The following is a 24,284-nucleotide window of genomic DNA, read 5'->3' on the forward strand; positions in this document are numbered from 1 at the left end:
GAAAAGCAATCCCAAATGCCTTCAGCAATGGGATAGAGAGCTGCGTAGCTCAGCCGAGGCGGGTTAATCCGCTCGAAGTGAAAGCGAAAGGGGAGGGACCGGGTGCCTCCCGTGTCATGTAATAGATGACTATACTTTTACCAGCTATTACCCCCAATAGCCGATAAAAAAATGCAGGCTTGGATACGAAGCCGTCACCTAATTTTTTCAGGTGAATTTTTGATTTTTGAAACTTTAGACTACCCAGCCGTTGAGAGATTTTAGCAATATATCACCAGTCTAGGAGGATGCTTAATTTCTGTGGAACCGCTCAAACGAGTTTGGATGGGAAATCACCGACAAGTGATGCTCTATCAAGGGAAAGGGAGTTTGCATACACCTCATCATGAACTGCGACAATATTGGTTCAAATACGGAAGTTTTCAGACGAGATTTGATGAGAGAGTTTAAAGAAACGAGGTTCACGGTCAAAAAAAGATTTCGGTGTTAAGATAATTTTGGTAAGTTGCACAAAGTGAACCCTGTTGTTTAAAGTAAGGAAAAGTCCTGCTCTGTTGCGGTTATGGATATTCACGAAATTGAAGCGTTTCTAGATAATTCTGATTTTCAATATCGACTCAAGGCGATCGCAGCTCTGAAAGATTATACACCAGAGATTGCCGTTCCTTTGCTAAAAGCTCGGCTCAACGACCCAGAATTTTTAGTCCGTACCTTTGTCAGCAGGGGATTTGGACAACAGCAAAGCGCCGAATCTTTCGCCGCCTTGCTGCAAATCATGAAACTTGATAACACTCCCAATGTGCGCGCCGAAGCGGCAAATTCCCTGTCGCTCTTCGGTAGGTGCGCTGCGTCTCATTTAGTGCTGACTTTTATTCAGGATGACCACTGGCTGGTGCGTCGCAGCATTTTGGGGGCGCTGGTAGATATGGAGTGCTACAACGAACTGTTTGAGGTGTGCGTGGAAGCTTTGGCGGGGGAAGATATGACCACCCAGGAAGCGGCTGTGGACGCGCTCGGTGCTTTAGCTGGAAGCAGTCAGGAAGCAGCGGCATTGGCTCGGTTGTTGGCGCTGGCTAGTTCTGAGTATGAAGGGATTCGCCAGCACACTGCATCTGCTTTGAAGCATTTTGATGATCCAGAAGCGAAGCAGGTGTTGAGTCAACTGCGGCAAGACTCCCATCATCGAGTGGTTGGTGCGGCTTTAGAAAATTTGCTCGATCGCAATTAAGAATATTTTATCAAGTTCTAGAGGCAGAAACCGGGTTTTTTCGGGAAATATGGCCTGAAGTGCGAGGAATGTGAGTTAAAAACCCGGTTTCTTGAATGCCTGTGGTTAATTCCTGTGATTATTAACGGTTCAAGCTTGATTGAACTGTTTTAAGCCAGCGATTAAATTGTCAAAAGAAAGACCAGATAAATGCTGTTCCTCAGAACTAAATTGCTGTAAACTGACTATTTTTAATTGTTGTAATCCACAGAGCATCGCCGCCACGGGAACTCGCAATTCTTGATAAAGTAGTTCCATGTTTTCTAGTCCTGCTTGACTGGTAAATTCCGGGTTTTTCCCTGCTATGCTATAGGAGACGGAGCGCAAGAAATGCCAAAAATCTCGCCAACAAGCTTCGGCGCGTTCAGCAGGATAGAGGTCATTGTCTGGTTCGGTGATATTTGGAAAGTCGGCTAACACCTTTTCCCTGGCATTCGATACAAGATTAGGAGCTTGCTCTCGCAGCAATCTTGCTTGTTCTAACATTGAAGAGGTATCGGGAACCAGATTTTTGATGATTTCTAAATCTTCATCTGTGAGATATCGACTTTCATCGTCAGCCTTTTGAAAAATGGCAATTACTTCATCTGGATAGATATTTTTCCAAGTAGCAAAGCTGACAATTCTCGCTTTGGGAATTAATTGTTTTGCTCTTTCACTTAATTGCATAGCTATTAAAATTGTCCGGAGGGAATTGAGTACAATTCAAGTTATAGACTAGAATTATGAGAAAGTTGATTAAGATTTGTTACATTTGAGAGAATCAAAGATGAGAGTGTGGTAAAAGTCTTCATTAGATTAAGTGCGATCGCACGTTTGGTTTCATAACGAAATATTACTTTGTTATCCATAAAAGAGACTAGGCCCAGGGCGATCGCCTATTATCCTGTGTTCAGGGAGAGATTGAAGGAGCTAAATTATAATCTATGTTTAAGCCATTTCAGCAATTTCTAGAAAAAGAACTGTTTGAGAACTTTGCACTAGAGAGCCGTCCCATTCCCTCTGGATTGGAATCTGTGGTGAGTGAAAGAGGTAAAAATCCCGCCACAATTCAAAGCTGGTGTTATCAATGCCCTGAATTGCGAAAAATTCGCTACACCTACATCGATGCTGGGGAAACGGCACAAATTTTTAACAGTGTCATTTATCCAAGCCACAATTACGATGTGCCGTTGCTAGGGATTGATTTTTTAGCGTTTGGACAAAAGAAAATCTTGGTGGTGATAGATTTTCAGCCGTTATTTCGCGATCGGGCTTACACAGACAAGTATATCGAACCGTTGACCGAAATTCGAGCTAAATACAGCTCGTTGGTACAAGACTTAGAAATGAAGTTTTATGATGCCAACCAGTATTTTTCCAAGAATTTGCTCTTTGCCAAAACCGACGCCGAAACAGTAGTGAACCAATTGTTTCCCGCCTATCAAGAATACGTCCAGTTGTACTGGCAAATGCTACAGCAAGCTACTCCCCTGACAACTCCCGAAGAAATTCAGCGGATTGTGAAAGCACAGAAAGAATACGATCAGTATAGTGCAGAAAGAGACCCCGCATCCGGGCTGTTCGGCAGCTATTTTGGTCATGAATGGTCAGAGCGCTTTTTGTACGAGTTTTTGTTTGAAGATGCTGTTCCCTTAGCGGTTCCCGCCGGGACAAAATAAATTAAAAATGACTCTCTATCAGCCTTTTTTAGATTACGCCATCCCACTGCTCAGGGAGCGACTTGACTTAGCTCCATATCCGATTCCAGCAGGTTTTGAAAAAAAAGAATGTATCACTGGGAAAGGAAAAAAAGAGCAGTTGGTTGTCACTACTAGCTATGCTTTTCAATCGCCCAAACTGCGACAAATTCGGGCGGCTCATGTTGAGGGCGGTGATGCTCTTCAGGTTTTGAATTTTGTGATTTTCCCGCAAATTAATTATGATTTGCCTTTTTTTGGGGCGGATTTGGTGACTTTACCGGGGGGACATTTGATTGCTTTGGATATGCAGCCGCTTTTTCATGATGCGGCCTATCAAAAGCAATACTCAGAGCCGATTTTACCAATTTTTAACAAGTATCAAAAAGATTTGCCCTGGGGCGGGGATTTTCCGGAAGAGGCAAAACCTTTCTTTTCTCCGGCTTTTCTGTGGACTCGTCCTAAGGAAACTGAGGCGGTGCAAACTCTTGTGTTTGATGCTTTTAAGGATTATCTACAAGCTTATCTCGATTTGGTCGATCGCGCGCAACCAGTCACTGACAGTCAGAGATTGGTCGAGATTCTTCAGGCTCAACGCAATTATATCAACTATCGTGCGGCGAAAGATCCTGCGAGGGGGATGTTTCTGCGGTTCTATGGTGAGGAGTGGACTGAGGAGTATATTCACGGTTTTCTGTTCGATTTGGAACGCAATTTATAAAAGAAGGAAGAAGGAAGAAGGAAGAAGGAAGAAGGAAGAGGGGTGCATCGCTGTGAGATTGTCGATGTTGATTTAGGGATTTTCTACGACGACGCCCCCTCAAGCTAAGATTGGTTTGTAGTGAGGACTTTGGTCCGCAAAAATGAGAAAACTAAAGTCCTCACTACGAACCTTTTGATTGCGGGAAATTGACCGGAGAAGATATAAATCCTGTTTGGGTTAGCTGAAGAAATATCCTTAACAACCAAGACTTTGAGCTGTATTATTCCGAGTATAACAGTTCCAAGTACCTAACTCCTTGGCAGTGCGACTGCAAAGCATCGCTCTGGTTTGGGCGCTCAATCCTTGTACTAAGCTGAAATCAGCACCCGCAATACTTTGCAATTGATCTAAATTTGCTCCAGTCAAATCAGCAGCCCGTAAATCTGCGCCTTGCAATTCAGCTCCAATTAACATGGCATTTCGCAAATAAGCACCAGTTAAAAAAGCATTCTGAAGATTAGCGCCACTTAATGCCGCTCCTTCTAAATTTGCTCCAGTTAAATCCGCTCCACTGAGATAAGCACCTCGCAGATTGCAATAACTCAAATCCGCTCCTCGGAGATTGGCTGCATTCAAAAAAGCTCCGCTCAGACTAGCTTTCGGGCCAATAGCTTCGGATTTTTGGTAATTAAATCCTTCTGGCCACATAGTCTTGCTATCATATAAAGCTAATTTAAATTTAGCTGATTCTAGCTTGGAATCAACTAGATTGCAACCTTGTAAATCAGCTCGAAAAAAATAACTTTCTTGTAAATTTGCTCCACTCAAATTGGCGTCTCGGAGATTGGCGCGCCGGAAATCTACTCCCTGGAGATTTGCACCTTGGAAATTAGTTTTGCTGAGGTTGGCGCCAATCAAATTTGCTCCACTCAAATCAATCCCGGATAAATCCATTTGGCTGAGGTTGATTCCCTGGAGGTTGGTTTGAGCTAGGCTTTTGCTTTCCTCGATAGCTTGTAAAACTTCTGTGAGAGTAAGGGGTTCAGAGAGGAAAAATGAGTGTTGACGAAGTGCCATTATATTTTTGAAGATTTATTGATGGAATTGCTCAAAGTTGTCCGGTGTCATTTATCCTAGAATTTGATTGTTGTGCGATCGCCAGAAAGTTAATTTTCTTAACCAAAATTCGATCGGATTCTCCTCCCATCCCCCTTCACAAGGGGAAGGAATGATATAGAGGACACGGCAGTGCCGTCTCCCTACCCAAAATAATATTGTAGGGACACTCCAAAAGCCGTCTCCTAATTTCGGCAATAATTCCGATGCTACTTGATTCCTCTCGCTAAGTTGACATAGAAATGCTGCTAACACCACCGATGACTATGATGGATTTCTTTCGCAAGAGTGAGGGCGTTTGGTTCACTCAGCGAACAGTCCACAATTTTGATACTGCTGCTGCTGATGAGTCGGGAGAATCCAATGTCATGATTGATGTCTTATCAATTGATGATCCCAGAGTTTTAGAGGTTTGTCAACAGCAAAATGTAGATCCTGCTTTGGTTAGTGGGGGATGCAGTTTTATGTGGCAAGATAATTTGGATGATGCCATCCCGAACCAAAATTATGCTGCAATTCTGATTGATTTACCGAATCCCAATAACCCGAAAATGGGTAAGTTTCTCAGAAATAGAGGCTACGTTGAAGGTATTCCGGTAATTGGTATTTACCATTTTGCTGATGATGGGGTATTGACTATTGAGACGGAATATGAGACAAATCAAGGACAGGAACGCTGTTGGTTTATTAACGATCATTTTCGAGTGCGGGTGATGACGGTTCAAATGAGCAATGGGGTTAAACAAATGGCATACTGTTCTGAGCGTCGTTGTATTTCTCCGTCTGTTTTAGAAGAGTTGTTGGAACACAATCGCTTGAGAGTTTCTGGGGCTGGTGCGGTGTCACGTTAAAGTCTCTGGAAAAAATGCTTTTTGATTTGTCAAATTCAACTATTGTCAATATTTTTTCATGGCGGGCAAGATGCCCACCCACAGGAAACTGGGCGGGCAGGATACCCACCCCACAAGCAACTGGGCGGGCAGGATACCCACCCCACAAGCAACTGGGCGGGCAAGATGCCCACCCCACAAGAAAATTAATTGGTTGTGGAACTGGCATCTTGCCAGTTCCTAAGAATGCTGTAGGATGTGAGTTTAACTAAACTCGATCGCCTAAAATTTTCCAACTGTTATTAAACTATCAAAACTATGTCTGAAAACGAAGAATTGACAACATCTGATCTTGATGAATCTGCCGCAGATTTAACAGAAGATTCAACACAGATAGAGGCTGAAGAATTGGTGGAAGTCATTGCCGAATTTGAGCGGTATCGGGAACGTTTGGTGAATGAAACGATGGCGGCGGCACAAAAGGCTAAGCTACCACAGAAAGCAGCTATGGCTAAAATTGAGCCGGAACTTGCTAAAATTGATGCTGGACTAGACAGTCTCCGCACTCAATTGGCGGCGATAACTACTAATAATTAGGTGGCAATGATGGTCAATTCTAATGCTCAATCCCAAGATGCTGCAATTGTGTTAGCTCATGCCGAAACAGATGCTTTGCTTCAACAAGTTACTGAACAAATAGATTTAGATACTTTTGATGTTAATGATGCTGAGCTTTTGAGGAGTCTGGTTGAATCTTTGGGTGATACGCGGGGGATGACTCGACTGCGTTGTGCGGAAACTCTGGCGGAAATTGGTGAAGCGGCGACTCCTTTTTTGTTGGATGCTTTGGCGAATCATGTTAATCCGGTTGTACGGCGTGCTGCTGGTAAAACTCTGACTTTGATTGGCGATCCGACGGCGGTTCCTAATTTAATTCATGCTTTGTTAAATGATGAGGATACGGTGGTTAAGGGTTCGTCGATTGGGGCGCTGGCGAGGATTGGGGAACCGTCTGTGCAGGCTTTGTTGGATATTTTAGCATCTACCGATTTGCCGGAAAGTACGATCGGTCATGCGGCTTGGGCGTTGGCGTTTATTGGGGCGGGTGCGAAGGAGTATTTGTATCGGGCGATCGCGTCTGATTCGCCTGTGGTGCGTGGGGCGGTGGTTGGGGCGATCGCCAAAGTCGCCCAGGAAGAGCCCAAAGCCGACTTATTTGAGATTTTGGTGAAGTCTCTAACGGATGTTGATGTTGACGTGCGTTGCGAGGCGGCGGCTGCTTTGGGAAATCTCGCCTATAAGCCTGCAATCCCCAACCTGATAGAGTTGCTGCATCACAGCAGCGATGGCGAAAGTCGCAGGGCGGCGGCCTTGTCTTTGATGAAAGTGGGCGATCGAAGTGCGATCGAGCCGCTACAAACCGCATTAGCCCAGGAATCGGAAGCGGCTGTGCAAGGAGTAATTAAGTTAGCAATTTCTCAAATTAAGTAACTAAAAATATGACAGAATCTGGAACAGGGCGGATGTTGCTTTCCCATAATTTCGATCTGCCCGAGGGTGCTTTTGAACCTTTAAGTAGAGAAGATTTGACTCTGGTATTTGCTGAGGGTTTAAGTCAATATCCTGAGATTAAGTGTCGTCAATTAAATCATCCGCATTGGATGGTAGAAGTTTTATTTTCTACTAATGATTTTGCGCCACCTCAAGTTGGGGAGTTTTGCGCTGAAGCTTTGGTAAATAAGCGGATGAGTCAAGGAAAAGTTGATGATAATTTTCCTGATATTCTGATTTTAGCGGGATTTAAGAAGACTCCGCCCTTGAGTAGTGATGCTGAAGCGTTGCAACCTGGACAATGGGGGGTTGATTTGGTGGAAACTGCGTCTGCTGAGAGTTTTTTGATGGCAATGGGCTGGGAGGATAAAACGGCTGGGAAAAGTATTGAGGATGTTTTTAAGGTTGAAAGGAGAAAGGGGTAAAGGTGAAAAGTTGTTTGGAAAGTAAAAGCTAAGTCCCGAAGCGCTGATTTTGAGGTTCACCAGACTATGATCTCCCGTAGATCAAATGATTGAACTGAAGTTTATTGGGTCTACTAATTTTCAGCATCCTATCAGGACGGTCATGAATCTCAGTTAAACGGTCATTAGTCTCAGTTGAGCGACTATTACGTGTTTTTCCTTTGGAAATGCTAATATGACCGATACTGACAAAACGATATTCATAAGCCTCAAGGAAGTTCTGTTGATTCCAAAATGCTTTGCCGATTTCCTGACAATAGTCAACAAAGCATTTTGCGCCCGTTAGTTGCTGGATAATGTTTTTATTCTGGTCTTTATTTTTCTTCATCTCAATGCAAAAGATGATTTTTTCTGTGGGAGTATCAGCAACGATCACAAAATCAGCACGTTTGCACTGACCTTTTGAGCTGGTAAAAATCTTGTTTGGTGCTGGGAAAGCATCGGCTTTAATGACAATAACTTGAGCATCATCAGGCATTCCATCAATCGTGACAGAATAGTCAGCAGGCGGAGGCTCTTTGAGTATAACTTGCTTTTTACCTTTGTGTTCTTCCAATGGTACTGTAGCACTTTCCTTAATCATCTCTTTGAGGATAGCAATATCAGACATTAATCCTGACCCCAAACAATCGATTCCTGAATCCTGTTCATCGTTTCAATAGTTGTATCAAAACTGCGGGCTTCAATACCCATTTCTGGGTCAATATCGGCTGGTGTCAGCGTTTGACATTTATTTGTTTTTGTACTCCCTGCCTCTTCCGCAATATAAACTTTGATTTTGTTAGACGAAATTAGTTCTACTTCCCGATAACCTTCTTCTTCAGCAACTCGCTTCAGATGAGGTTTGTCATGGTTAAGCATAATCAACGTATTCAGTTCTTTAATAATGTAATCGCTGTGGGTGGTAATAAAAACCTTAATACCCAGATTTACCAAGCGGGCAAATAGCCGTGCGACGCGGCGCTGGTTTTCAGGATGTAGATTTAATTCTGGTTCATCTATCATCAGTAAATCACCAATCTGAGCCTCATGTTTTAGGTAAAAACCGATGTCTAATAGAGAACGCACAGCACTAGAACTTTCATCCATAGAAAGCTTGAGCCTTTTACCATTCGGCTCATAATAAAGTTCATCATTACGAGTAACAGTGTATTGGCCACCGATTATGTCAGCAAAATCTGCCAGTATATCAGGATGTTCCTCAGCAATAAAACTGCTTTTTTTAACAATGGTTTCCAGTTCCCTCGTAAAGTCAACGTTTGTCTTGATTGGCAAAGCGTAGTCCTGATAAGCTTTAAATAAAAGCTGCATTGGATTGATATTATTGTTGCTTTTACCCATTTGTTCAAGCAATCTATTACGGGCAAAATTCAACTCTTTGCGAAAAATAGCTGCACCAGTTCGCTCTGCACTAGCGATAAAAGGACGAGGAATAATTTCGTCAAAAATAATATGTTTCAGTGCATCGGCAATGGTTTGTTTAATTATTTCATTGGGAATTTTTGCCTTTTCTTTTTCAACGAGCAAGGTGACAACTAATTCTCTACTATCTTCTCTTTTGGTCATCGAGAATAATTCGACATTTGCAGATCCTAGTGTTGACTGAAATTGGCTTGCCAAGGTAATATTTTTGATGTCTAGGTTTACCTGAAACTCTGTTTTTTTAAATCTTTTAGCCTGTGCTGCAAAAATCTGAGGCAATTGCTGTGTATAAACTTGACAAGCTTTAAAAACAATTTGCTCTGCCTGTTTGACATATTCTTGTATGTCTAGATGAATTACGCCGTCAGCAAGGAGTTGTTGGATATTATCGTCGTTGATTTCGATCGCCAAAATCTGCCGCCAAGTAAACAAAAAGCCAAACAGTGCATAGGTAGCGTAGGTCTTTCCGGTATTGTTGCCGCCACAAATAATTGTCAACTCGCCAAGGGTGAATTCGGCTTGTTTTAGGGCACCAAGATTTTTGACTTTAATTTTCATTGGTGTTTTCCTTAGATTGCAATGTGCCTCAGTAATATCGCACAAACCAGTCTAAACAGCCAGCGCCTTGATACTTTCTTGGGTATCAAGAGGGATCTTTTGCCAACTCGTGGCAATGTTAATATTCATATTGGTTTGAGCGATATCTAACAGCGTATCATCAATTGAGTGCATTCGATTTTCGCGCAACCAAATTAAAATTTCCGCTAAATGCCAAATAGAATGTGTACCTTCATAAACAGGAATCGGAAATCTTGATTTGCTTTCGATCGAGAGATTTCTCATTTGCAGTTGAGTATAACCCAGAATTTTAGCTGCATCCGTCAAGCCAACTAAATCTGGTGCTGCTTCAATTAGAGTAACACTTGGAACAGCTTTTTTGATATCATTAATCGCACTAGAAATAGCTTCATAAGCCGACGATCCCTCGCGGATAAAATTTAGTGCTACATATTCTTTATTTCCAACTCCAATTAAGGCATCGTCACAGCCACTTGCATACAGTCTCTCAATAAAATCATCAGGATCGGCTGGGGAATTGTTCAGATTAAACTTCAAAGTAAAATCATACTCGTTCATTTTTTATTCCTCCTCCGAGGAAGACTCATTCACATCGTTATGCTTTGTGCAATTATCCACTACTCGGCGAATTTGTTTTCCATGATTCCCTGAGTTTTTTGGGGTACTCCAAATACTGGATATACAAAAAATCCCGCTTCTACACTCTTTATCGTTGTAGGGACAATAAATTTTCCCCCAAGCATGAGAACCACCAACATCAACGCGCCATCCATTTTTTTCAGCATATCTCAACGCATCCTCAACTTCTGGCTTTGGGTGAGTTTTTCTGACCATTACAATTTTTGCTTACATATCGTTCAACACGCTACTATAAACCTAACTATTCTGCACGCTTATAATTCATCACCAAATCCAATCGCGATAAAGAACTTGTCGCTGATTCCCGCACATAGGAATCCACGGTTTCATCATTCGCAAATGTGGTGAGAACTTCTACACAACGTCGATCGCCCACAGAAGCCAATGCACTCACAATCGCCACCTGTACCGCTACATTATCCGTTGTATTCAGCGATTCCACCAAAATCTCGAACGCAGAGGAACCCATCTGCCCCAAGGCCATCACGGCTGCAATATGCACCACAGGATTAGCATCATCGATCGCCTTTTTCAATCCCTGCAAGCCCACTTCTGGGAAAGGCAACTCTGGATAATTAATCGCAACTTGCGCCAATACCTTCGCCGCACTCCCTCGCACAGTCACATTCTCACTGTTTAACATGGCGTCAACCACCGGTGATATGGCATCCTCACCGATCGCACCTAACACCTTCACCGCCGCCCGACGATAGGTGACATCTTCGTCGTCTAAAATGGCCACCAGTCGAGGAATTGTATTTTCATCGCGGGAATCGGCAATTTCAAACATTGCCCGATCGCGCATATGAGGATTCGGGTGTTTTAGTTTTTCAAACAAAGCATCTGTTGTCATAATTTTTGGGGTTTTAGGTTTTCTAATTTAAGCTGAATTAACAATCCTGGACGCATAAATATCTAAGAAACCGGGTTTTTACCAGTATTAAAAGCTGGGATGCAGTATTTTGGTAAAAAAACCCGGTTTCTGCCTCCCGTCTCAGGTAGGGACACGGCACTGCCGTGTCCGGCTGTAGGGACACGGCACTGCCGTGTCCCTACTATATTTCAGATGTTAAAGAAGTATGAGCATCTATTTTAGCTTGAACTAACCAATCTTGGTCAGCCGCAGCAACTTCATAACCACTAACATCACCAAGTTTTTCTAGTGCCATTAATGCAGCATACTTCAAATCCCAGATTTTAGTTTCCAGACAGGTTTTCAATTCTGGAATGGCACGCTTTTCTCCGAGTTCCCCTAGGGCGATCGCAGCCGCCGCACGGGATTTCTGAAACTGGGGTTGGGGGTTATTCAAAGCTTCCAATAACAAATCGTAGGCGGGAGAGTGTTTGAGCCAACCAAACAATTTTACTACATGAAAATGCGCTCCATAGTCATTGTTTGCTTCTTCGGCAAAGGTGGCAAAAAGTGCAGATGGTGCCTCCTCTGAATAATGTTCTAAAATTGTTTTAGTTGCTAAATAGCAACGACCAAAATCTGTTTCGTATAATTGGTTAATCAGAAACGGTAATTCTGGTAATTCTTCATAGCTGTGGACTAAATCCAAATCCCCTGGTTTATCCCGTAAGGTTTGTTCTAAATAGGGTTGAATGGTGTCAAAGGTAAGGGATTTGTCGGCGATTCCGGCTGCTGCTAGCATCCGAATTCCCCTGAGGCGAAAGACTAAAGATACGGGACATTTGGCAATGTTGGGAATGGCCTCGTAGTGGTGGGCGTCAATCAAATCTTGAATTGATAGTCTGCGCCCTAGGACATTTTTGTGTTGCAGCATGGCGACAACTTGTCCCATTTTAGAAAAGTCTCTGGTTAGGCGGCAAATTGCGGCGATCGCAGCACTAGCAGTCGGTGGATCGAGATCGTCAACAAATTTGCGAATTCTGGTCTCGGCTGGTTGATAATCTAATTTAGTCAGGGTGTGGATGATTACTCGGTAGGTTTGTCCTGGTTTATCGAGCAATTGAGCAACTTCTTCTAACATATCGGCGTCTTGAGTGCCAATTTCGCCGATCGCCCAAACGGCATTTTCGACGGTGTAGCAGTCATCATCGCTCAGACAGGTGCGAATCACCGGCAATGCTTGGACAGCTTGCAGTCTTCCCAAGGTTTCCACCGACTTGCGGCGCACAATCCGGTTTTCTAGCACCGGATCGGTTTGCTGTACTGCTCGGATCAGTGCTGCGATCGATCGATCTGTGGGAAAGTTTATCAAATGGGAAGCGGCTATGTAGCGGGAATCCTCTTCGCCGATTTGGTCTTGTGGCGTATCTAAAAGGGCGATCGCCTGGTCTTCTGTTAAATTAAAAAAACTAAAAAATCGTTTATCCATAGAGTGGGGAGGGGGAGAATGGGAGAAGAGGAGAGTGGGCTACCGATGCCCGATGCCCGATGCCCGATGCCCGATGCCCGATAGAAATTAGCATATGCCTATTAAAACACAATAACAAGCCCAGGAATTCTTTACCCTTACTTTACCCAAATCGGTAGAGCAACGAGCCAAGATTTCCTAGACTTGTCGGGGTAAAAATTACCCAGTCACGACATTACAAACCTGTCTAATTAATTAGGACAGGGAGTTGATGGCGTAGTCAAGAAGAGCGTTGTACTCAGTCAAAGCTTGAGCAGACATATCGCGAGGAGTGCAACCACGGTTACGAGCAAAGCTTAATGCTTCAACGTAAGGAGCAGTAGGCAAGCTCAAAGCGCGATAGACTTCGCGTTGACCAGCAATACCCCATTCATCAAGAGGGCCTGTGCCGCCAACTACCAAGCAGTATTGAACCAAGCGCAGGTAGTGCTTGATGTCGCGGTGGCATTTTGCTTTGAAAGTATCGGTGGAGTTAGCTTGACCGGATTCGTTCAAGTAAGGATACTTTTTGATGCAAGCATCATAAGCTTCTTTAGCAACTGCATCCAGGTTGGCGCCCAATTTTTCAGCAGCTTCTAAACGAGCAGCAGAGCGTTGGATAGAACCTTGAACTGATTCTAGATCAGAGGTGCTAGGAAAGCGACCTGCTGCATCAGCAGAGGCGATAGCGGTGGTGAGAACTGATTTCATTTCCTTAAATCTCCTAAAGTGATTTTGACAGTGAGCGTAGTTTCAATTTTGCTGAGCGGATTGCGATTAGCAATTGACTAGCTCAGTGCAGAAATGATACGGTCGAAGTAGCTGGAAGATTCGGCAACGAGGCTGGCGCAACGATCTTCAACTACGATAGATCCCATTTTCCGCAACTTAGCACCAGCAAATTTTTCGCTGGGGTTGTCTTGGATGTGAGCAGCGGCTTGAGCCTTCATGATTTGAACTGCACGCACGGTGGAGGTGGTGGGTACGCCCAAAGCTGCGTAGGTTTCTTTCAAACCATTCAAGCAACGGTCGTCAAGAACGGAAGCATCACCAGCCAACAAGGCGTAGGTGACATAGCGCAAGATGATTTCTGCATCGCGCAAGCAAGCAGCCATGCGACGGTTAGGGTAGCAGTTACCACCGGCTTGGATCAAGCCTTGGTTTTCGCAGATCATACCGGCAACAGCGTCGGAAACCATGCAGCTAGCGTTGCTGGCGATCGCGTTTACAGCATCCAAGCGTCGGTTGCCGCTGGCAACGAAAGCTCTCAGGGCAGCAATATCACCAACGGTGGAGGTGCTGGCATCGGCTGAAACTACAGCTCTTGAAAAAGCGTCAAGCATTGAGTTCTCCTTAACTTAGACGAAAAATTATTTCTTATCTCAGTTGGTCAACTTGGTGACGAACTTGATGGTCTTGAATATATCTAAGGAATGAGACAGAGGTCTCATTCCTGAGAAACAAAGTAACAATTTGTTACTTTGGTCGCGAAAAGCACATTTTTTCGTTTAACAAACATCTTAGTACCACGATCGGCGGATTCTGAACAGAAATGTCGATCGCCCGATCGCCCGATCGACTCACCAGTTAGGGAAGCCCTGGAAGACGATCGCACTTCGATCGATCGCCCAAGCTATTTTAAAATTGATCGATAACCGAAAATGGTGATTAGCTATGATGGCAAATCTCTCGGCGCGCTGCTATGCGGGCGAAAGCGATTTAACTGCGATCGCCGATTTAATCAATACTTGCGAAGAAGTCGATCGGCTCGATCAAGGCACTTCCATCTCGGAATTACAACAAGAATTTAACCAACCGTCCCGAGATTTAGCGCGCGATATCTGTCTTTGGGAAGATGCAGGCGGCAAATTAATCGGTTTTGCCGAGTTGTGGATTTCTGAACCTGGGACAGTCATCGATGGTTGGCTGTCGTTTTCAGTCCGCCCCGAGGCGCGCTGCGGAGATGTGGAAGCGGCGGCAGTGGCTTGGGGCGAAAGGCGGATGCGCGAGGTAGCATCATTGCGGGGCGCGCAGGTGAAGCTGCGATCGGGGGTTAGGACACAGGATGCCGATCGCATTTCTGTGCTCACAAATTGCGGTTTTAGGGTCGATCGCTATTTTTGTCGCATGGCGCGATCGCTCACGGAACCGATCGCCCAAGCCCAATTCCCAGAAGGTTTTGCGCTGCGTCTATTCCCCGGCGAACAGGATTCGGAAGCTTGGGTAGAAATGTTCAACCAGTCGTTTATCGATCACTGGAATCACCACGATTTAACAGTCGAGAAATTCAAATACGATTTAGCAAAACCCAGTTACAGAAAGGATTTAGACTTGATTGCAGTTGCTGCTGACGGGACTTTTGCAGCTTTCTGTTATTGCGAAATTAATGTCGAGGAGTGCGATCGTACTGGACGAAATGAAGGCTGGATTGCTGTTCTTGGTACGCGGCGCGGTTTCCGCAAACTTGGATTGGGACGAGCGATGTTGCTGGCTGGTTTGCAGCGACTGAAAGCTGCCGGTGTCGAGACTGCGATTCTCGGCGTGGATACTGCAAATCCTTCCGGTGCATTGCGACTTTACGAGTCTGCGGGCTTCCACAATATTCGCGATAGCATTTCCTATATTAAAGATGTTTGAGCAGTTGGGCGATCGGGATTTACGCGCAGGATTCAAGAAACCCGGTTTCTCTGTGTATGCCTTGTCACCAAACAGTATTTCTCGTAGAAACCGGGTTTCTGGGCCCGGGTGCAAAGTTCGCGATCGCACTAGGTACGTAGTTGCGCTTCAGCGCTCTTAATATATATATGAAAGAGCGCTGAAGCGCAACTACATACCTGTATCTAAAAAACTTTTCCTACCCCCTTGACACTTCTGTAGTATGTGTGTAGCATAAACATATGGAAAGCGCAGGAGAGCCAAAAACCTGCATTTTTTGTACCAAATCTGAACCTTGACAACTAAATAGCGTTCGAGATTTCAAGGAACATCAATTTGAAAGTCTTGCAATAGAGACTTAATTGTTATGTTGTTACTTTTCACGAGACTGTTCAGTTACAGACTGACTCGATCTGAGTCAGATATTGTACCAAAACAGCCGAATTTCAACGAATCTGGGGCGGATTCAGAACAACACAGTTGCGATCGAGCGCGATCGGCAAAAAAGACTGAAGAAATCCGCCATCTCAAACAAGCTTACCATTTAGAGCGGCGTTTGTTTATGTAAAAATTGTCGTGTGGGCGCAGATGCGAATGCTGGCAATTTTTACCGACTAACGCCACAACTAAACAGCAGAAAAGCTACTAATCCAAAATCTAAAATCTAAAATCTAAAATCGCTTAAGGAGGTAACAGTTATGGTTCACATTCGTTTTGAAGGACGTTCCTATGATGTGGCAGAAAACCAACTGGGTATCACGGTAGGAATGAGCGACAAAACAATTCAGGAACGTCTAGCCAATCATTTTGATGTCAAGAGCGATCGCTTCGAGTCTTACGTGCTAGATCGCCGTCCCAGCGGTGATTTAATTGTCCGCCCAGAGGCGGTTTACGGATAGGAATTTACTTTTATTCCGCGCCCCAATTCGAGAAGCCTACAAACATTAGGGTTCTAGTTCTGAAAAGATTGCGGGTTCAAGTCCCGCTGAAGGCTTCGGCTTTTATGGTGAAATGGTAAACACGCTAGAAGTTGTCAAAAGCTTTTCAAACTTGCGCGGTATAAAAAATTATCAATTGTCGAGGCGCACCCCAACTAAAGAAGCTTACAAACTGGCGAACGTTCGACTAAAAATCGAATAGTAGGTTCAATTCCTAAAAAACAAAGCTTCTCTGACTCGTGCGCCGCCTCTAATACCTGAAGTTTTTATATCTGTCACGCGGTTAAAAGTTCCACTTCGCGCCCTCACAAAGGAAGCTTACATACTCGCTCTTGGTAGAGCATTTCTCTTTAAAGAAAAGTTGCAGGTTCAACTCCTGCGTATGAACAACGGCTTTCTTGACTTGCGCGAGGTGACTTTTACTATCACAACACTTTGATTCAACTTTCTTCATGAAAAAGGTTTGTAGTGATGACTTTAGTCCGCAGAAAAGAAGGACTGAAGTCCTCACTACAAACCTTATGGAAAACAAGGGAAACTATCCGCTCTTGAATCTTCAGTTCCGCGCCCTAACATAGGAAGCGCATACACACGATACCACCGATTAGTCACAGGTTCAAATCCTGTCAGTCTCGTTTAAGAGGCTGTAGCTCAGGGGTAGAGCAATCGGTATGTTAAACCGCTTTTTAAACTTGCGCGGAACTTCCAATTTTTGAACAACTGAATTCCTTGTTACAAACGAAACACTTCGCGCCCTAACTGATGAAGCTTACACACTTTAGTAAATATAACTGCCCTAAGGTACTGATATTCGAGCGATCGAATTAGGGAAGCATTCCGAGTCTCTAGTTCTAGATGAGGTTTGCGCGTCCACTGCTAGGTAAAACTGGTAAGAACGGCTGTGCTTAAAGCTTTTTTGACTTGCGCGAAGTGTTTTAAACTTTGTCAAATTTTACATAAATTGCTCGCGGATGGCTAGAAACCGGGTTTATTGCCAGAAAGAATTGGTTTACACCCGGAACACTTGTAGGGAGAAATTAAAATCAGACTATTCATTAACTCTAATCCTCTTCTTTCTTTTGTCAACTGTCAACTGTCAACTGTCAACTGTCAACTGAATGAAGCATTTTTTTGGGTGTAGTCCGTAGATTAGGCAAACAAATCTGTTTCTTTGTCAAAAGTTCATCCATGACTAGGATAATTTAATTTACAATTGTTAATTGCTATGAGCGAACACCGATTAGATAGAATCGTCATCGAACGGCCTCGCGGTGGCTGGAGAGCTAGCTTAAAAAAAGTACCAGGAAACCGGAGACATCTGAAAGAAATTACTGAGGCAGCTTGCACTGATGGAATCTTTAACCCTTATCTACTCAAGCTGAAAAGAAAAAGCAAATATTTTTCTGATTGTCTGGGGCCTTTATCTCGCTGGCTGCGGAGCAAAATAGGACAAGATTGGGATGATATCTACCACGAATTGTGTCAAATTCTTGATATAACTACGCTGTCTGGAAAACATATTCTCTCCCATGTTTGGGGTTATGTGGAAAGAGATGTTGTGTTGGTTGATGGAATTGTTTGCGATCGCCGATATGGGCGTCAACTTGGTTCTAGGAGAGAGGAACTTTACGTTCATCCTGAGACGCGGATACTCTGCTTGGCAAACAAGGTACGAAAATTACCTCCGAAAAAGCCTGATGATTTTCTCAAGATCGATGATTACCATCATTATCAAAAGCTAGATGGCATTTGGTATCTTTTCGAGCTGGCCGATCGGGAAGAATTGGAGGTAATTCATCAATATTACTCCCGTGTCAAAACATGGAAGTATACTGCGAGCAAACGTCAGTGCAACAAGAAGCAAATTAAGTTCATCATGGAACAACTCAGTAAAAGTTAAAAGACATGAGTCGGCGGTTGAAACCGCTACTACACAAACGATGTCCGCCTCCGCGGACTAAGAAATTGATTGGGTATTAGCTATGAGCAATAAACTTGCAATTTACCGATCGCCCTACGAGATAGATACCCTCCTCCACGCCTTCCAAGAATGCAGCCTCCCGCGCAGCCAATGGACGCATGAAGCCCATTTAACCGTTGCTTTATGGTATTTTCTGTTTGGCGAATCGGACTCAGAGGCGATCGATGCAATTCGCAATGGCATCAAACGTTACAACTCTGCCAATGGCATTGAAAGCACGCCAAACAGCGGGTATCACGAAACGCTAACGCTATTTTGGGCGCAAACTGTGCGCGAGTATCTGGCAGATGAAGGCCGGAATCGCTCGATCGTACATTTAGCTAACGGTTTGATTGCAGAATATGCCGATCGCACTTTACCCTGGAACCACTACACCCGCGAGCACCTGATGTCTTGGGAAGCCCGGAATACTTGGGTTGAACCGGATTTAAGGGCGATCGAAATCCCAGAATTTTCCCTGAAATAGTTTTAAAATAGCAGTTGTTGCCGCGCCCCAATCCGAAGAGCTTACATACCAACCCTTCTAAGGTTAAAAAAACAAAGCTCCTCAAACTTGCGCGGTGACTACGATATTCATTGCCAAGCGTGCAACAACTGCCACCCGCAGATTTTTGGATATTCCTAATAATTGAAAATCCAAAATCGCCAATCCAAAACCACAACTGGAGGCAGCACCAATGAATACAGCAGAGCGCGATTTACGTTTAGAAATGCTTAACAGTCTGCTCACCACACCTCACCGCCAACTCGAAAAGGTGACAGAAATTCACAAGTTAATTATCGAATTAGATCCGATTTTTTACGGTCATTTAGCAGTGTGGTATCAACGTCACGGCGACGTGCGCGACCACAAGGAAGTTTTTGCCGGAAACTTGCTGACTTCGGCGCTGACAGAGCACCGAGACGCCGGGTTTATGATGTTGCAAGAGTTCCCGCCCTACGAGGTTTCGCGGATTGTGGACTTTATGAAGCAGCACCAAAATAAGCTGCCTCGCAGCGCGCGCACTGCTGTCACTCGCTATCTGCGATCGCGCGAAAAGAATGCCCAGTTTTTCGATCGCGCCGCCATCCGCAACCGCAAGGCGATGAAGCACTTATACGCGACTCTGCACGTCAAGCCGAGCGATCGAGCTAATGCTATTCTGTTTAAGGACAATCCGCCGGAAGACTCGCTGGCATTTGTTTTGAAGCAGTTAGCGAAGGCTGCGACTCCTGCGGAACAGGCGAATTTGATTGTTGAATACAAGATTCCCTATACGATCGCAGTTGGTGCGATCAAAATGCTCACGCCAACGGTGTTAGCAGCGCTGATTAATTCGATGTCGCCGCAGGAAGTCATCAACAACCTGAAATCAATTCAGTCTCGCGGCGCGATGGATCACCCGGAAGTCAAGCTGTTGATTGACTCGAAGTTGGATGAAGCCGCCAAGTGCGATCGGGTTTCTGCATACAAAGCCAGTGTTGCCGGTGCGGGCGCGAAGTTCGACGCAGCCACAACGGCGAAGCTGGAAGCGGTGACTAACGAACAGGTGAAGAAGCGCGGCAAGATTGTTAAAGCCACGGGTTTGTTGGTTGACAAGTCGGGAAGTATGGAAAGTGCGATCGAAGTTGGCAAGCGTCTCGCTGCCATGATTTCGGGCATTTCCGAGGCTGCGCTGTTCGTCTACGCCTTTGACACGATGCCCTATCCAGTGCAAGCAAACGGCAGCGAATTGAGCGATTGGGAGCGCGCATTCAAGCACATTCGCGCAGGCGGCGGCACAAGTTGCGGTTGTGCGATCGAAGCAATGCGGATTAAGAAGCAGGTGGTTGAGCAATTCATTATGGTAACAGATGAAGGCGAAAACTCTGCACCTTATTTTGCAGATGCTTATCAGAAATACTGCCACACTTTGAGCGTAATTCCTGATGTGGTGATTGTGCGAGTTGGCGCTTACTGCGATTATGTTGAAAAACAATTGAAGGATAAGCAAGTGTCGGTGGAAACGTTTACATTTGCGGGTGATTATTACTCGCTGCCGAACTTGGTGCCGATGTTGTCTCGTCCTTCGCGGCTGGAGTTGTTGATGGAAATTCTGGATGTGGCTTTGCCTGTCAGGGATGATAAACAGTTGACAGTTGACAGTTGACAGTTGACAGTTGACAAAGGTCGTAGGAGGTTTTTTCTATGGGGATTTACACCCCACCCTAAAAACATTACACCGGGAGCATCTCAGTTTTGTAAAAAATATTTTTTCTTTGAGTGCGAGCGTCCCCGCTCGCGTATTGTACAATACGCGAGCGGGGACGCTCGCACTATAAATACAAAACTGAGATGCTCCCCATGACACCAACCTGCGGGGGTTTTAAACCCATGAATTCTGATAAATGATATAATCGGGCATGGCTCGTCAAAGAAGTTTGGTTCTGGAAAAATCGTCACTTTGAAGTTTATCATCTGCGGGGAGACGAATATGAAAAAATCCACCAAAGCGAGTTATTGCCCAATTTAGATTTATCATTGCTGGCTGAGTATGTACAACGCCCCGATCCTCTTGAGGCGGTGTTGGAGTTTAGGGAAATAGTTAGAGAAAATTTAGGGAGAAATTGAGATTGAATAATGTACGATCGCCTGCAAACTCTTTTGTTTATTCTAATTATTAGTTATCTCTGTGTTGCTTGTCAATCGCAAAAAAGCGTCAAGCCAATTTCTGTTCCAACTGTCCAGTTAAATCCCGCAACAGTGCCGGTAACTTCGCCGATAGTTCGTGAAGTGCTCGATAATGCGATCGCCCAAACTAAAATTACCAATTCTTACGATCCTGCTTATGTAGCGATTCCCTACCCTGGTGGCGATGTACCGATGACTACAGGTGTTTGCACCGATGTCATAATTCGCGCATTTCGGCAGGTAAAAGTGGATCTGCAACAAGAGGTACATGAAGATATGCGGCAGAACTTTGCAGCCTATCCAAAAGATTGGAATTTGACCAACACAGATCCGAATATCGACCATCGCCGAGTTCCTAATTTGATGGTATTTTTTGAACGAAAAGGTAAATCGTTACCTGTTACTCGAAATGCAGATAATTATCAACCGGGTGATGTAGTAACATGGAATCTAGGTGGAGGTGAGTCTCATATCGGGATAGTTAGCAACGTGCGATCGCCTTCGGGAAGATTTGCGATCGTTCACAATATCGGTGCAGGGACTAAATTGGAAGATGTCCTCTTCAATTGGAAGATTATCGGGCATTATCGATATTTTTGAGTAGCATCGAAAATCGATCGCACTTTACTCCCAAATATCTCCCTCAATCAATCTCCTCAAGCGGCAACTTTTTCTCGATTCTCAACTCTTCCCTAGTTTGTTCGATAATTTCCAGTAACTCAGGATTGGCGATGGATGAAACTAACTGCGAATCCGCAGCAGCCAAAGCAGCGCGCAGCTTGGGGGAAGTGAGTGTAGGATATTTCTCTAAAACTTGCTCTTCTGTCCATCCCGCCGCAAACAGCCCCAACAGGAATTCTACAGACAATCGAGTTTCTGGCGCTGGTGGTTGAATTGTTGAAGTTTTCGGGTTGGGATGAATGAGCTTTCGCCAGTCCATTGTTTTAGTTAAACGATTTGGGAAGACTTCGCCGATTATACTGCATTTGGGCACAGTATAAATACGGAGACTGTTAACTCACTCTGTAACTTGATACCGCAGCTCATTTCCCGATTTTGTAATTAAATTGTTATGGCGATCGCAGTGTGGCACTTTCTTATAGACTAGACTGGTAGGGTGTCGATCGGGCGATCGTCCTTTTTCGTTTTGTCAGTTTCAATAGCAAATCGCGTTAACGAAGCCCTAGAAGACGATCGCACTCCAATCTCCACCCACTGTGTAACCCACCGTGCAACTCACAGTACAACTACTTTAACTTCTTAAAACTATGGGAAAAAAGTCGAAAGCCAAAAAATCCCAGGTCAAAAAATCCACTTTACTGTCCCAGCGACTCCAAGAAGCCCTCGATCGAGGCTGTAAAGTTTGGATTAAAACAAATAATAGTAGTTTCGGCGGCATCCCGATTAATTTGTTCGGGGAGTTTGCAGAACTTTTGGTGATAGTTCCCCCTAACGAACACGGGGAAAATACCGATGCTTACGGACAAGTTACGTGGTTGATTCGACTTTCTGATATTATTGCACTCGCCTATCCTACTGAATACTGGTCTAAAGATAGATTAGAAAGTTTGCTGCCGCCGGATGCAGTTACCTCTGAAGTAGGAGATTAATTGGGTAAGGTGCGCTGCGGCGCACCCTACTGGTTTGTAGTGAGGACTTTAGTCCTTCTTTCTGCGGACTAAAGTCCTCACTAGAAACCATTTTTCTCGCGTAAATAAACGGACATAATATGGCTATTTTCTCAGCTATTTTACAAGAGAAAATATACACCACTCCGACAAAAATTCATCATTCAATTACTTGTTGCAAGCTGAAAGCTGAATTTTACAGTTGCCTCCTTCCAGTTCGCTGCAAGCAGCGAGAGCTTGAGCTTCTGCTGCTGCTTTATCATCGCCCCAGCCCGCACCTGCTCCTCCTTTGCCTACTGAGATCGCTCCACAATTATTGGTATTAGAGGTCAGCGCTTGGCAATCGTTAGCCCCACCACTTTGTTGATTGCAGGCGGCTACTGCTGCATCTAGTGCTTCTTTCTCTGTACCATGATCCCAACTAATACCGGTGGCGTCAGAAGTCGGAGAATAAGCAGTAGCTCCATGAGTGTTCTGAGCTTTAGCTACTTGGGCAGAGCCAACAATAGGAAGTGTCAGACTTGTCACTACTACTAACTTAAAACAGAGTTTTTGCAGCATATTTACTTGATATTTTTACAACGTTAACTTTGAATACTTGCTCAATATTATATTCGGAATTCCCTTGATGTCAAGATTGTTAGTAAATGTTTATATTCTCTTAGTTTATATGCAGATCGTGTAAAAACAAGTAAAATTACCAGAAAGAATTGGTTGAAAGCCTCTCCCCGATAGGGAGAAATTAAAATCAGACTATTCATTACTCCAATCCTCTTCCTTCTAGGTAAAGGTCGCTCTTAAACTGTCAACTGTCAACTGTCAACTGTCAACTGTCAACTGTTGAAGGAGGTCACTTCCATGGCAAATATCCGCAAGATTATCAGCCAACTCGCGGCCCAAGAAGGGGAACTGCTCGATACTCAATTCCTGGCTCCTTGCGTTCGAGGGGGAAGGGTGCGGACAAAGATATGTGGCATGATTTATACTTTTCAATTGCAGCAGCGCAACTTTGAAGGATGGGCTATTTTGGAGGCAATTAATAATAAAATTGCTGCTGTAGTTGAGGAACCTAGTTTGCCACAAGTCGCCGAGTATTTGCAACTGCTTGTACCGATTCGCTTGCAATTAGCTCGCGTGCTACAAGGGCAAAGTTGGCTGACCTATCCTGTTAACGAGTCTGATGCTAAACAGCGCGTGGGTTTTGCTAAACCTGTAGCAGTACATTTAGTGAGTGAAAGCTCCCAGTTCGAGCAGATTGTGGCGCGGTGGGACGGTAATTGTTTGTGGTTTGAAGAGATTGATCGGCGCGCCGATCCGCTGCTATGTGAGGAGTTGAAAGATGCTTTGAAAAAGTTGATTTTGCCTCAAGATGTTCGCTTTAAAGGAATGACGCCGGAAATGCGAATTGTTTATGAATTGGCGACTAGAAATATTAAAGATTTCGCTCCGAAAGTACGCGACGAACAGCGCTTGCAGCGGGCGTTGAAGATGGGCGGCGGTGAGTTGCGGGATTTTAGCGATCGCGCTGATTATTGGTTGGTTGAATGGACTAGCGCTAGTGGAGAACATCATAGTTCGGCGATCGCCAAAAATGACTTAACAGTTATGAGTTCTGGTATTTGTCTCAGTGGCTTGGACAAGGATTTTGACTTGCAGTCATTAGTCGGAGTAGTCGAAGATAGATAAGCTTTACAGCATTTAATTTGGGGTCATCTCAATGCCAGCGAATATATCCGTAGGGGCGAAGCATGACCGCAGAAAATAGGAGATTATAACTAATAACTTATATGCGGTCATGCTTCGCCCTCTTCAAAAACCAGAT

At 44.4% G+C, this 24,284-nt stretch carries 28 protein-coding genes; 17 read left to right on the forward strand and 11 right to left on the reverse strand.

The genetic code is table 11. From position 1 onward, the window contains the following. The first annotated feature begins 562 nt into the window (after nucleotides 1-562). Complete coding sequence (locus tag JGK36_RS24210) at nucleotides 563-1,228, forward strand: HEAT repeat domain-containing protein (protein WP_293184982.1); 666 nt, start codon at nucleotides 563-565, stop codon at nucleotides 1,226-1,228. 129 nt (nucleotides 1,229-1,357) lie between these two features. Here the strand turns inward: JGK36_RS24210 and JGK36_RS24215 are convergent, their stop codons facing one another. Next, a complete protein-coding gene (locus tag JGK36_RS24215; RefSeq protein ID WP_293198278.1) occupies nucleotides 1,358-1,936 on the reverse strand; it encodes a phycobilisome protein in 579 nt (192 codons plus the stop codon). A 257-nt stretch (nucleotides 1,937-2,193) separates the two neighbouring features. Here JGK36_RS24215 and JGK36_RS24220 point away from each other — a divergent pair, with 257 nt between their 5' ends. Continuing rightward, on the forward strand, nucleotides 2,194-2,928 hold the full coding sequence (locus JGK36_RS24220) for a 15,16-dihydrobiliverdin:ferredoxin oxidoreductase (protein ID WP_293198275.1): 735 nt from the start codon (nucleotides 2,194-2,196) through the stop codon (nucleotides 2,926-2,928). 7 nt (nucleotides 2,929-2,935) lie between these two features. Further along, the gene (locus tag JGK36_RS24225; protein ID WP_293184987.1) at nucleotides 2,936-3,667 is read left to right on the forward strand and encodes a phycoerythrobilin:ferredoxin oxidoreductase; all 732 of its coding nucleotides are present in this window, start codon (nucleotides 2,936-2,938) and stop codon (nucleotides 3,665-3,667) included. A 237-nt stretch (nucleotides 3,668-3,904) separates the two neighbouring features. Here JGK36_RS24225 and JGK36_RS24230 read toward each other — a convergent pair whose 3' ends face one another. Continuing rightward, nucleotides 3,905-4,726, reverse strand: a complete 822-nt coding sequence (locus tag JGK36_RS24230; RefSeq protein ID WP_293198273.1) for a pentapeptide repeat-containing protein — start codon at nucleotides 4,724-4,726, stop codon at nucleotides 3,905-3,907. 281 nt (nucleotides 4,727-5,007) lie between these two features. On the opposite strand from JGK36_RS24230, the gene JGK36_RS24235 reads away from it, so the two are divergent. The 4 genes from JGK36_RS24235 to JGK36_RS24250 all read left to right on the forward strand — a co-directional run bounded on the left by JGK36_RS24235 (nucleotide 5,008) and on the right by JGK36_RS24250 (nucleotide 7,571). Continuing rightward, a complete protein-coding gene (locus JGK36_RS24235; protein ID WP_293198271.1) occupies nucleotides 5,008-5,616 on the forward strand; it encodes a phycobiliprotein lyase in 609 nt (202 codons plus the stop codon). Between the two features lie 315 nt (nucleotides 5,617-5,931). Then, nucleotides 5,932-6,192: a hypothetical protein gene (locus tag JGK36_RS24240; protein ID WP_293201149.1), complete on the forward strand. Its 261-nt coding sequence runs from the start codon at nucleotides 5,932-5,934 to the stop codon at nucleotides 6,190-6,192. Nucleotides 6,193-6,198: 6 nt separating this feature from the next. Then, a complete protein-coding gene (locus JGK36_RS24245; RefSeq protein ID WP_293198267.1) occupies nucleotides 6,199-7,086 on the forward strand; it encodes a HEAT repeat domain-containing protein in 888 nt (295 codons plus the stop codon). Between the two features lie 8 nt (nucleotides 7,087-7,094). Further along, nucleotides 7,095-7,571, forward strand: coding sequence for a DUF2656 domain-containing protein (locus JGK36_RS24250; protein WP_293198264.1), 477 nt, complete (start codon nucleotides 7,095-7,097; stop codon nucleotides 7,569-7,571). 64 nt (nucleotides 7,572-7,635) lie between these two features. Here the strand turns inward: JGK36_RS24250 and JGK36_RS24255 are convergent, their stop codons facing one another. The 7 genes from JGK36_RS24255 to cpeB form a co-directional block, all read right to left on the reverse strand. Further along, entirely contained in the window at nucleotides 7,636-8,220 is a 585-nt protein-coding gene (locus JGK36_RS24255) for a hypothetical protein (RefSeq protein ID WP_293198262.1), read from the reverse strand. Then, nucleotides 8,220-9,590 (reverse strand): ATP-binding protein, encoded by a 1,371-nt coding sequence (locus JGK36_RS24260; RefSeq protein ID WP_293198260.1) that lies wholly within the window; start codon nucleotides 9,588-9,590, stop codon nucleotides 8,220-8,222. The genes JGK36_RS24255 and JGK36_RS24260 overlap by 1 nt, the downstream gene beginning before the upstream one ends. Before the next feature lie 51 nt (nucleotides 9,591-9,641). Continuing rightward, a complete protein-coding gene (locus JGK36_RS24265; RefSeq protein ID WP_293192386.1) occupies nucleotides 9,642-10,169 on the reverse strand; it encodes a hypothetical protein in 528 nt (175 codons plus the stop codon). A 322-nt stretch (nucleotides 10,170-10,491) separates the two neighbouring features. Then, nucleotides 10,492-11,103 (reverse strand): HEAT repeat domain-containing protein, encoded by a 612-nt coding sequence (locus JGK36_RS24270; protein WP_293184997.1) that lies wholly within the window; start codon nucleotides 11,101-11,103, stop codon nucleotides 10,492-10,494. A 202-nt stretch (nucleotides 11,104-11,305) separates the two neighbouring features. Beyond that, nucleotides 11,306-12,592 (reverse strand): HEAT repeat domain-containing protein, encoded by a 1,287-nt coding sequence (locus JGK36_RS24275; RefSeq protein WP_293184998.1) that lies wholly within the window; start codon nucleotides 12,590-12,592, stop codon nucleotides 11,306-11,308. 234 nt (nucleotides 12,593-12,826) lie between these two features. Then, the gene (locus JGK36_RS24280; protein WP_293184999.1) at nucleotides 12,827-13,321 is read right to left on the reverse strand and encodes a bleomycin hydrolase; all 495 of its coding nucleotides are present in this window, start codon (nucleotides 13,319-13,321) and stop codon (nucleotides 12,827-12,829) included. Between the two features lie 77 nt (nucleotides 13,322-13,398). Then, on the reverse strand, nucleotides 13,399-13,953 hold the full coding sequence (gene cpeB, locus JGK36_RS24285; RefSeq protein ID WP_293185001.1) for a C-phycoerythrin subunit beta: 555 nt from the start codon (nucleotides 13,951-13,953) through the stop codon (nucleotides 13,399-13,401). A gap of 138 nt (nucleotides 13,954-14,091) precedes the next feature. Here cpeB and JGK36_RS24290 point away from each other — a divergent pair, with 138 nt between their 5' ends. The 8 genes from JGK36_RS24290 (at nucleotide 14,092) to JGK36_RS24325 (ending at nucleotide 21,434) form a co-directional block, all read left to right on the forward strand. After that, complete coding sequence (locus tag JGK36_RS24290) at nucleotides 14,092-14,265, forward strand: hypothetical protein (protein ID WP_293185002.1); 174 nt, start codon at nucleotides 14,092-14,094, stop codon at nucleotides 14,263-14,265. Between the two features lie 19 nt (nucleotides 14,266-14,284). Then, nucleotides 14,285-15,247: a GNAT family N-acetyltransferase gene (locus JGK36_RS24295; RefSeq protein WP_293185003.1), complete on the forward strand. Its 963-nt coding sequence runs from the start codon at nucleotides 14,285-14,287 to the stop codon at nucleotides 15,245-15,247. 385 nt (nucleotides 15,248-15,632) lie between these two features. After that, the gene (locus JGK36_RS24300; RefSeq protein ID WP_293185004.1) at nucleotides 15,633-15,833 is read left to right on the forward strand and encodes a radical SAM protein; all 201 of its coding nucleotides are present in this window, start codon (nucleotides 15,633-15,635) and stop codon (nucleotides 15,831-15,833) included. A 130-nt stretch (nucleotides 15,834-15,963) separates the two neighbouring features. Further along, on the forward strand, nucleotides 15,964-16,164 hold the full coding sequence (locus tag JGK36_RS24305; RefSeq protein ID WP_293185005.1) for a hypothetical protein: 201 nt from the start codon (nucleotides 15,964-15,966) through the stop codon (nucleotides 16,162-16,164). A 1,264-nt stretch (nucleotides 16,165-17,428) separates the two neighbouring features. Continuing rightward, the gene (locus JGK36_RS24310) at nucleotides 17,429-18,103 is read left to right on the forward strand and encodes a hypothetical protein (RefSeq protein ID WP_293185006.1); all 675 of its coding nucleotides are present in this window, start codon (nucleotides 17,429-17,431) and stop codon (nucleotides 18,101-18,103) included. Between the two features lie 82 nt (nucleotides 18,104-18,185). Then, entirely contained in the window at nucleotides 18,186-18,650 is a 465-nt protein-coding gene (locus JGK36_RS24315) for a hypothetical protein (RefSeq protein ID WP_293185007.1), read from the forward strand. Nucleotides 18,651-18,861: 211 nt separating this feature from the next. After that, nucleotides 18,862-20,313: a hypothetical protein gene (locus JGK36_RS24320; protein WP_293185009.1), complete on the forward strand. Its 1,452-nt coding sequence runs from the start codon at nucleotides 18,862-18,864 to the stop codon at nucleotides 20,311-20,313. A gap of 470 nt (nucleotides 20,314-20,783) precedes the next feature. Next, entirely contained in the window at nucleotides 20,784-21,434 is a 651-nt protein-coding gene (locus JGK36_RS24325; protein WP_293198258.1) for a DUF1287 domain-containing protein, read from the forward strand. 43 nt (nucleotides 21,435-21,477) lie between these two features. Here the strand turns inward: JGK36_RS24325 and JGK36_RS24330 are convergent, their stop codons facing one another. Further along, nucleotides 21,478-21,774 (reverse strand): DUF433 domain-containing protein, encoded by a 297-nt coding sequence (locus JGK36_RS24330; RefSeq protein ID WP_293185013.1) that lies wholly within the window; start codon nucleotides 21,772-21,774, stop codon nucleotides 21,478-21,480. Nucleotides 21,775-22,102: 328 nt separating this feature from the next. On the opposite strand from JGK36_RS24330, the gene JGK36_RS24335 reads away from it, so the two are divergent. Further along, nucleotides 22,103-22,444 carry a hypothetical protein gene (locus tag JGK36_RS24335; protein WP_293185015.1) on the forward strand — a complete coding sequence of 114 codons (342 nt, stop codon included), beginning with the start codon at nucleotides 22,103-22,105 and terminating at the stop codon, nucleotides 22,442-22,444. 186 nt (nucleotides 22,445-22,630) lie between these two features. Here the strand turns inward: JGK36_RS24335 and JGK36_RS24340 are convergent, their stop codons facing one another. Beyond that, entirely contained in the window at nucleotides 22,631-23,023 is a 393-nt protein-coding gene (locus JGK36_RS24340; RefSeq protein ID WP_293185016.1) for a DUF4189 domain-containing protein, read from the reverse strand. 297 nt (nucleotides 23,024-23,320) lie between these two features. Here JGK36_RS24340 and JGK36_RS24345 point away from each other — a divergent pair, with 297 nt between their 5' ends. Next, nucleotides 23,321-24,148, forward strand: coding sequence for a hypothetical protein (locus JGK36_RS24345; protein WP_293185018.1), 828 nt, complete (start codon nucleotides 23,321-23,323; stop codon nucleotides 24,146-24,148). The last annotated feature ends 136 nt before the right edge of the window (nucleotides 24,149-24,284 follow it).

Origin of the sequence: Microcoleus sp. PH2017_35_SFW_U_B, from assembly GCF_020737865.1 — a bacterium.
Classification (GTDB): domain Bacteria; phylum Cyanobacteriota; class Cyanobacteriia; order Cyanobacteriales; family Microcoleaceae; genus Microcoleus.

Bases quoted from the DNA above. Each gene is read 5' to 3' on its own strand.
- JGK36_RS24250 (WP_293198264.1), top strand. From the start codon at position 7,095: ATGACAGAATCTGGAACAGGGCGGATGTTGCTTTCCCATAATTTCGAT.
- JGK36_RS24275 (WP_293184998.1), bottom strand. From the start codon at position 12,592: ATGGATAAACGATTTTTTAGTTTTTTTAATTTAACAGAAGACCAGGCG.
- JGK36_RS24255 (WP_293198262.1), bottom strand. From the start codon at position 8,220: ATGTCTGATATTGCTATCCTCAAAGAGATGATTAAGGAAAGTGCTACA.
- JGK36_RS24210 (WP_293184982.1), top strand. From the start codon at position 563: ATGGATATTCACGAAATTGAAGCGTTTCTAGATAATTCTGATTTTCAA.
- JGK36_RS24245 (WP_293198267.1), top strand. From the start codon at position 6,199: ATGATGGTCAATTCTAATGCTCAATCCCAAGATGCTGCAATTGTGTTA.
- JGK36_RS24225 (WP_293184987.1), top strand. From the start codon at position 2,936: ATGACTCTCTATCAGCCTTTTTTAGATTACGCCATCCCACTGCTCAGG.
- JGK36_RS24315 (WP_293185007.1), top strand. From the start codon at position 18,186: ATGAGCAATAAACTTGCAATTTACCGATCGCCCTACGAGATAGATACC.
- JGK36_RS24335 (WP_293185015.1), top strand. From the start codon at position 22,103: ATGGGAAAAAAGTCGAAAGCCAAAAAATCCCAGGTCAAAAAATCCACT.
- JGK36_RS24310 (WP_293185006.1), top strand. From the start codon at position 17,429: ATGAGCGAACACCGATTAGATAGAATCGTCATCGAACGGCCTCGCGGT.
- JGK36_RS24345 (WP_293185018.1), top strand. From the start codon at position 23,321: ATGGCAAATATCCGCAAGATTATCAGCCAACTCGCGGCCCAAGAAGGG.
- JGK36_RS24295 (WP_293185003.1), top strand. From the start codon at position 14,285: ATGATGGCAAATCTCTCGGCGCGCTGCTATGCGGGCGAAAGCGATTTA.
- JGK36_RS24305 (WP_293185005.1), top strand. From the start codon at position 15,964: ATGGTTCACATTCGTTTTGAAGGACGTTCCTATGATGTGGCAGAAAAC.
- JGK36_RS24270 (WP_293184997.1), bottom strand. From the start codon at position 11,103: ATGACAACAGATGCTTTGTTTGAAAAACTAAAACACCCGAATCCTCAT.
- cpeB (WP_293185001.1), bottom strand. From the start codon at position 13,953: ATGCTTGACGCTTTTTCAAGAGCTGTAGTTTCAGCCGATGCCAGCACC.
- JGK36_RS24215 (WP_293198278.1), bottom strand. From the start codon at position 1,936: ATGCAATTAAGTGAAAGAGCAAAACAATTAATTCCCAAAGCGAGAATT.
- JGK36_RS24280 (WP_293184999.1), bottom strand. From the start codon at position 13,321: ATGAAATCAGTTCTCACCACCGCTATCGCCTCTGCTGATGCAGCAGGT.
- JGK36_RS24325 (WP_293198258.1), top strand. From the start codon at position 20,784: ATGTACGATCGCCTGCAAACTCTTTTGTTTATTCTAATTATTAGTTAT.
- JGK36_RS24220 (WP_293198275.1), top strand. From the start codon at position 2,194: ATGTTTAAGCCATTTCAGCAATTTCTAGAAAAAGAACTGTTTGAGAAC.
- JGK36_RS24330 (WP_293185013.1), bottom strand. From the start codon at position 21,774: ATGGACTGGCGAAAGCTCATTCATCCCAACCCGAAAACTTCAACAATT.
- JGK36_RS24235 (WP_293198271.1), top strand. From the start codon at position 5,008: ATGCTGCTAACACCACCGATGACTATGATGGATTTCTTTCGCAAGAGT.
- JGK36_RS24265 (WP_293192386.1), bottom strand. From the start codon at position 10,169: ATGAACGAGTATGATTTTACTTTGAAGTTTAATCTGAACAATTCCCCA.
- JGK36_RS24260 (WP_293198260.1), bottom strand. From the start codon at position 9,590: ATGAAAATTAAAGTCAAAAATCTTGGTGCCCTAAAACAAGCCGAATTC.
- JGK36_RS24230 (WP_293198273.1), bottom strand. From the start codon at position 4,726: ATGGCACTTCGTCAACACTCATTTTTCCTCTCTGAACCCCTTACTCTC.
- JGK36_RS24300 (WP_293185004.1), top strand. From the start codon at position 15,633: ATGTTGTTACTTTTCACGAGACTGTTCAGTTACAGACTGACTCGATCT.
- JGK36_RS24320 (WP_293185009.1), top strand. From the start codon at position 18,862: ATGAATACAGCAGAGCGCGATTTACGTTTAGAAATGCTTAACAGTCTG.
- JGK36_RS24340 (WP_293185016.1), bottom strand. From the start codon at position 23,023: ATGCTGCAAAAACTCTGTTTTAAGTTAGTAGTAGTGACAAGTCTGACA.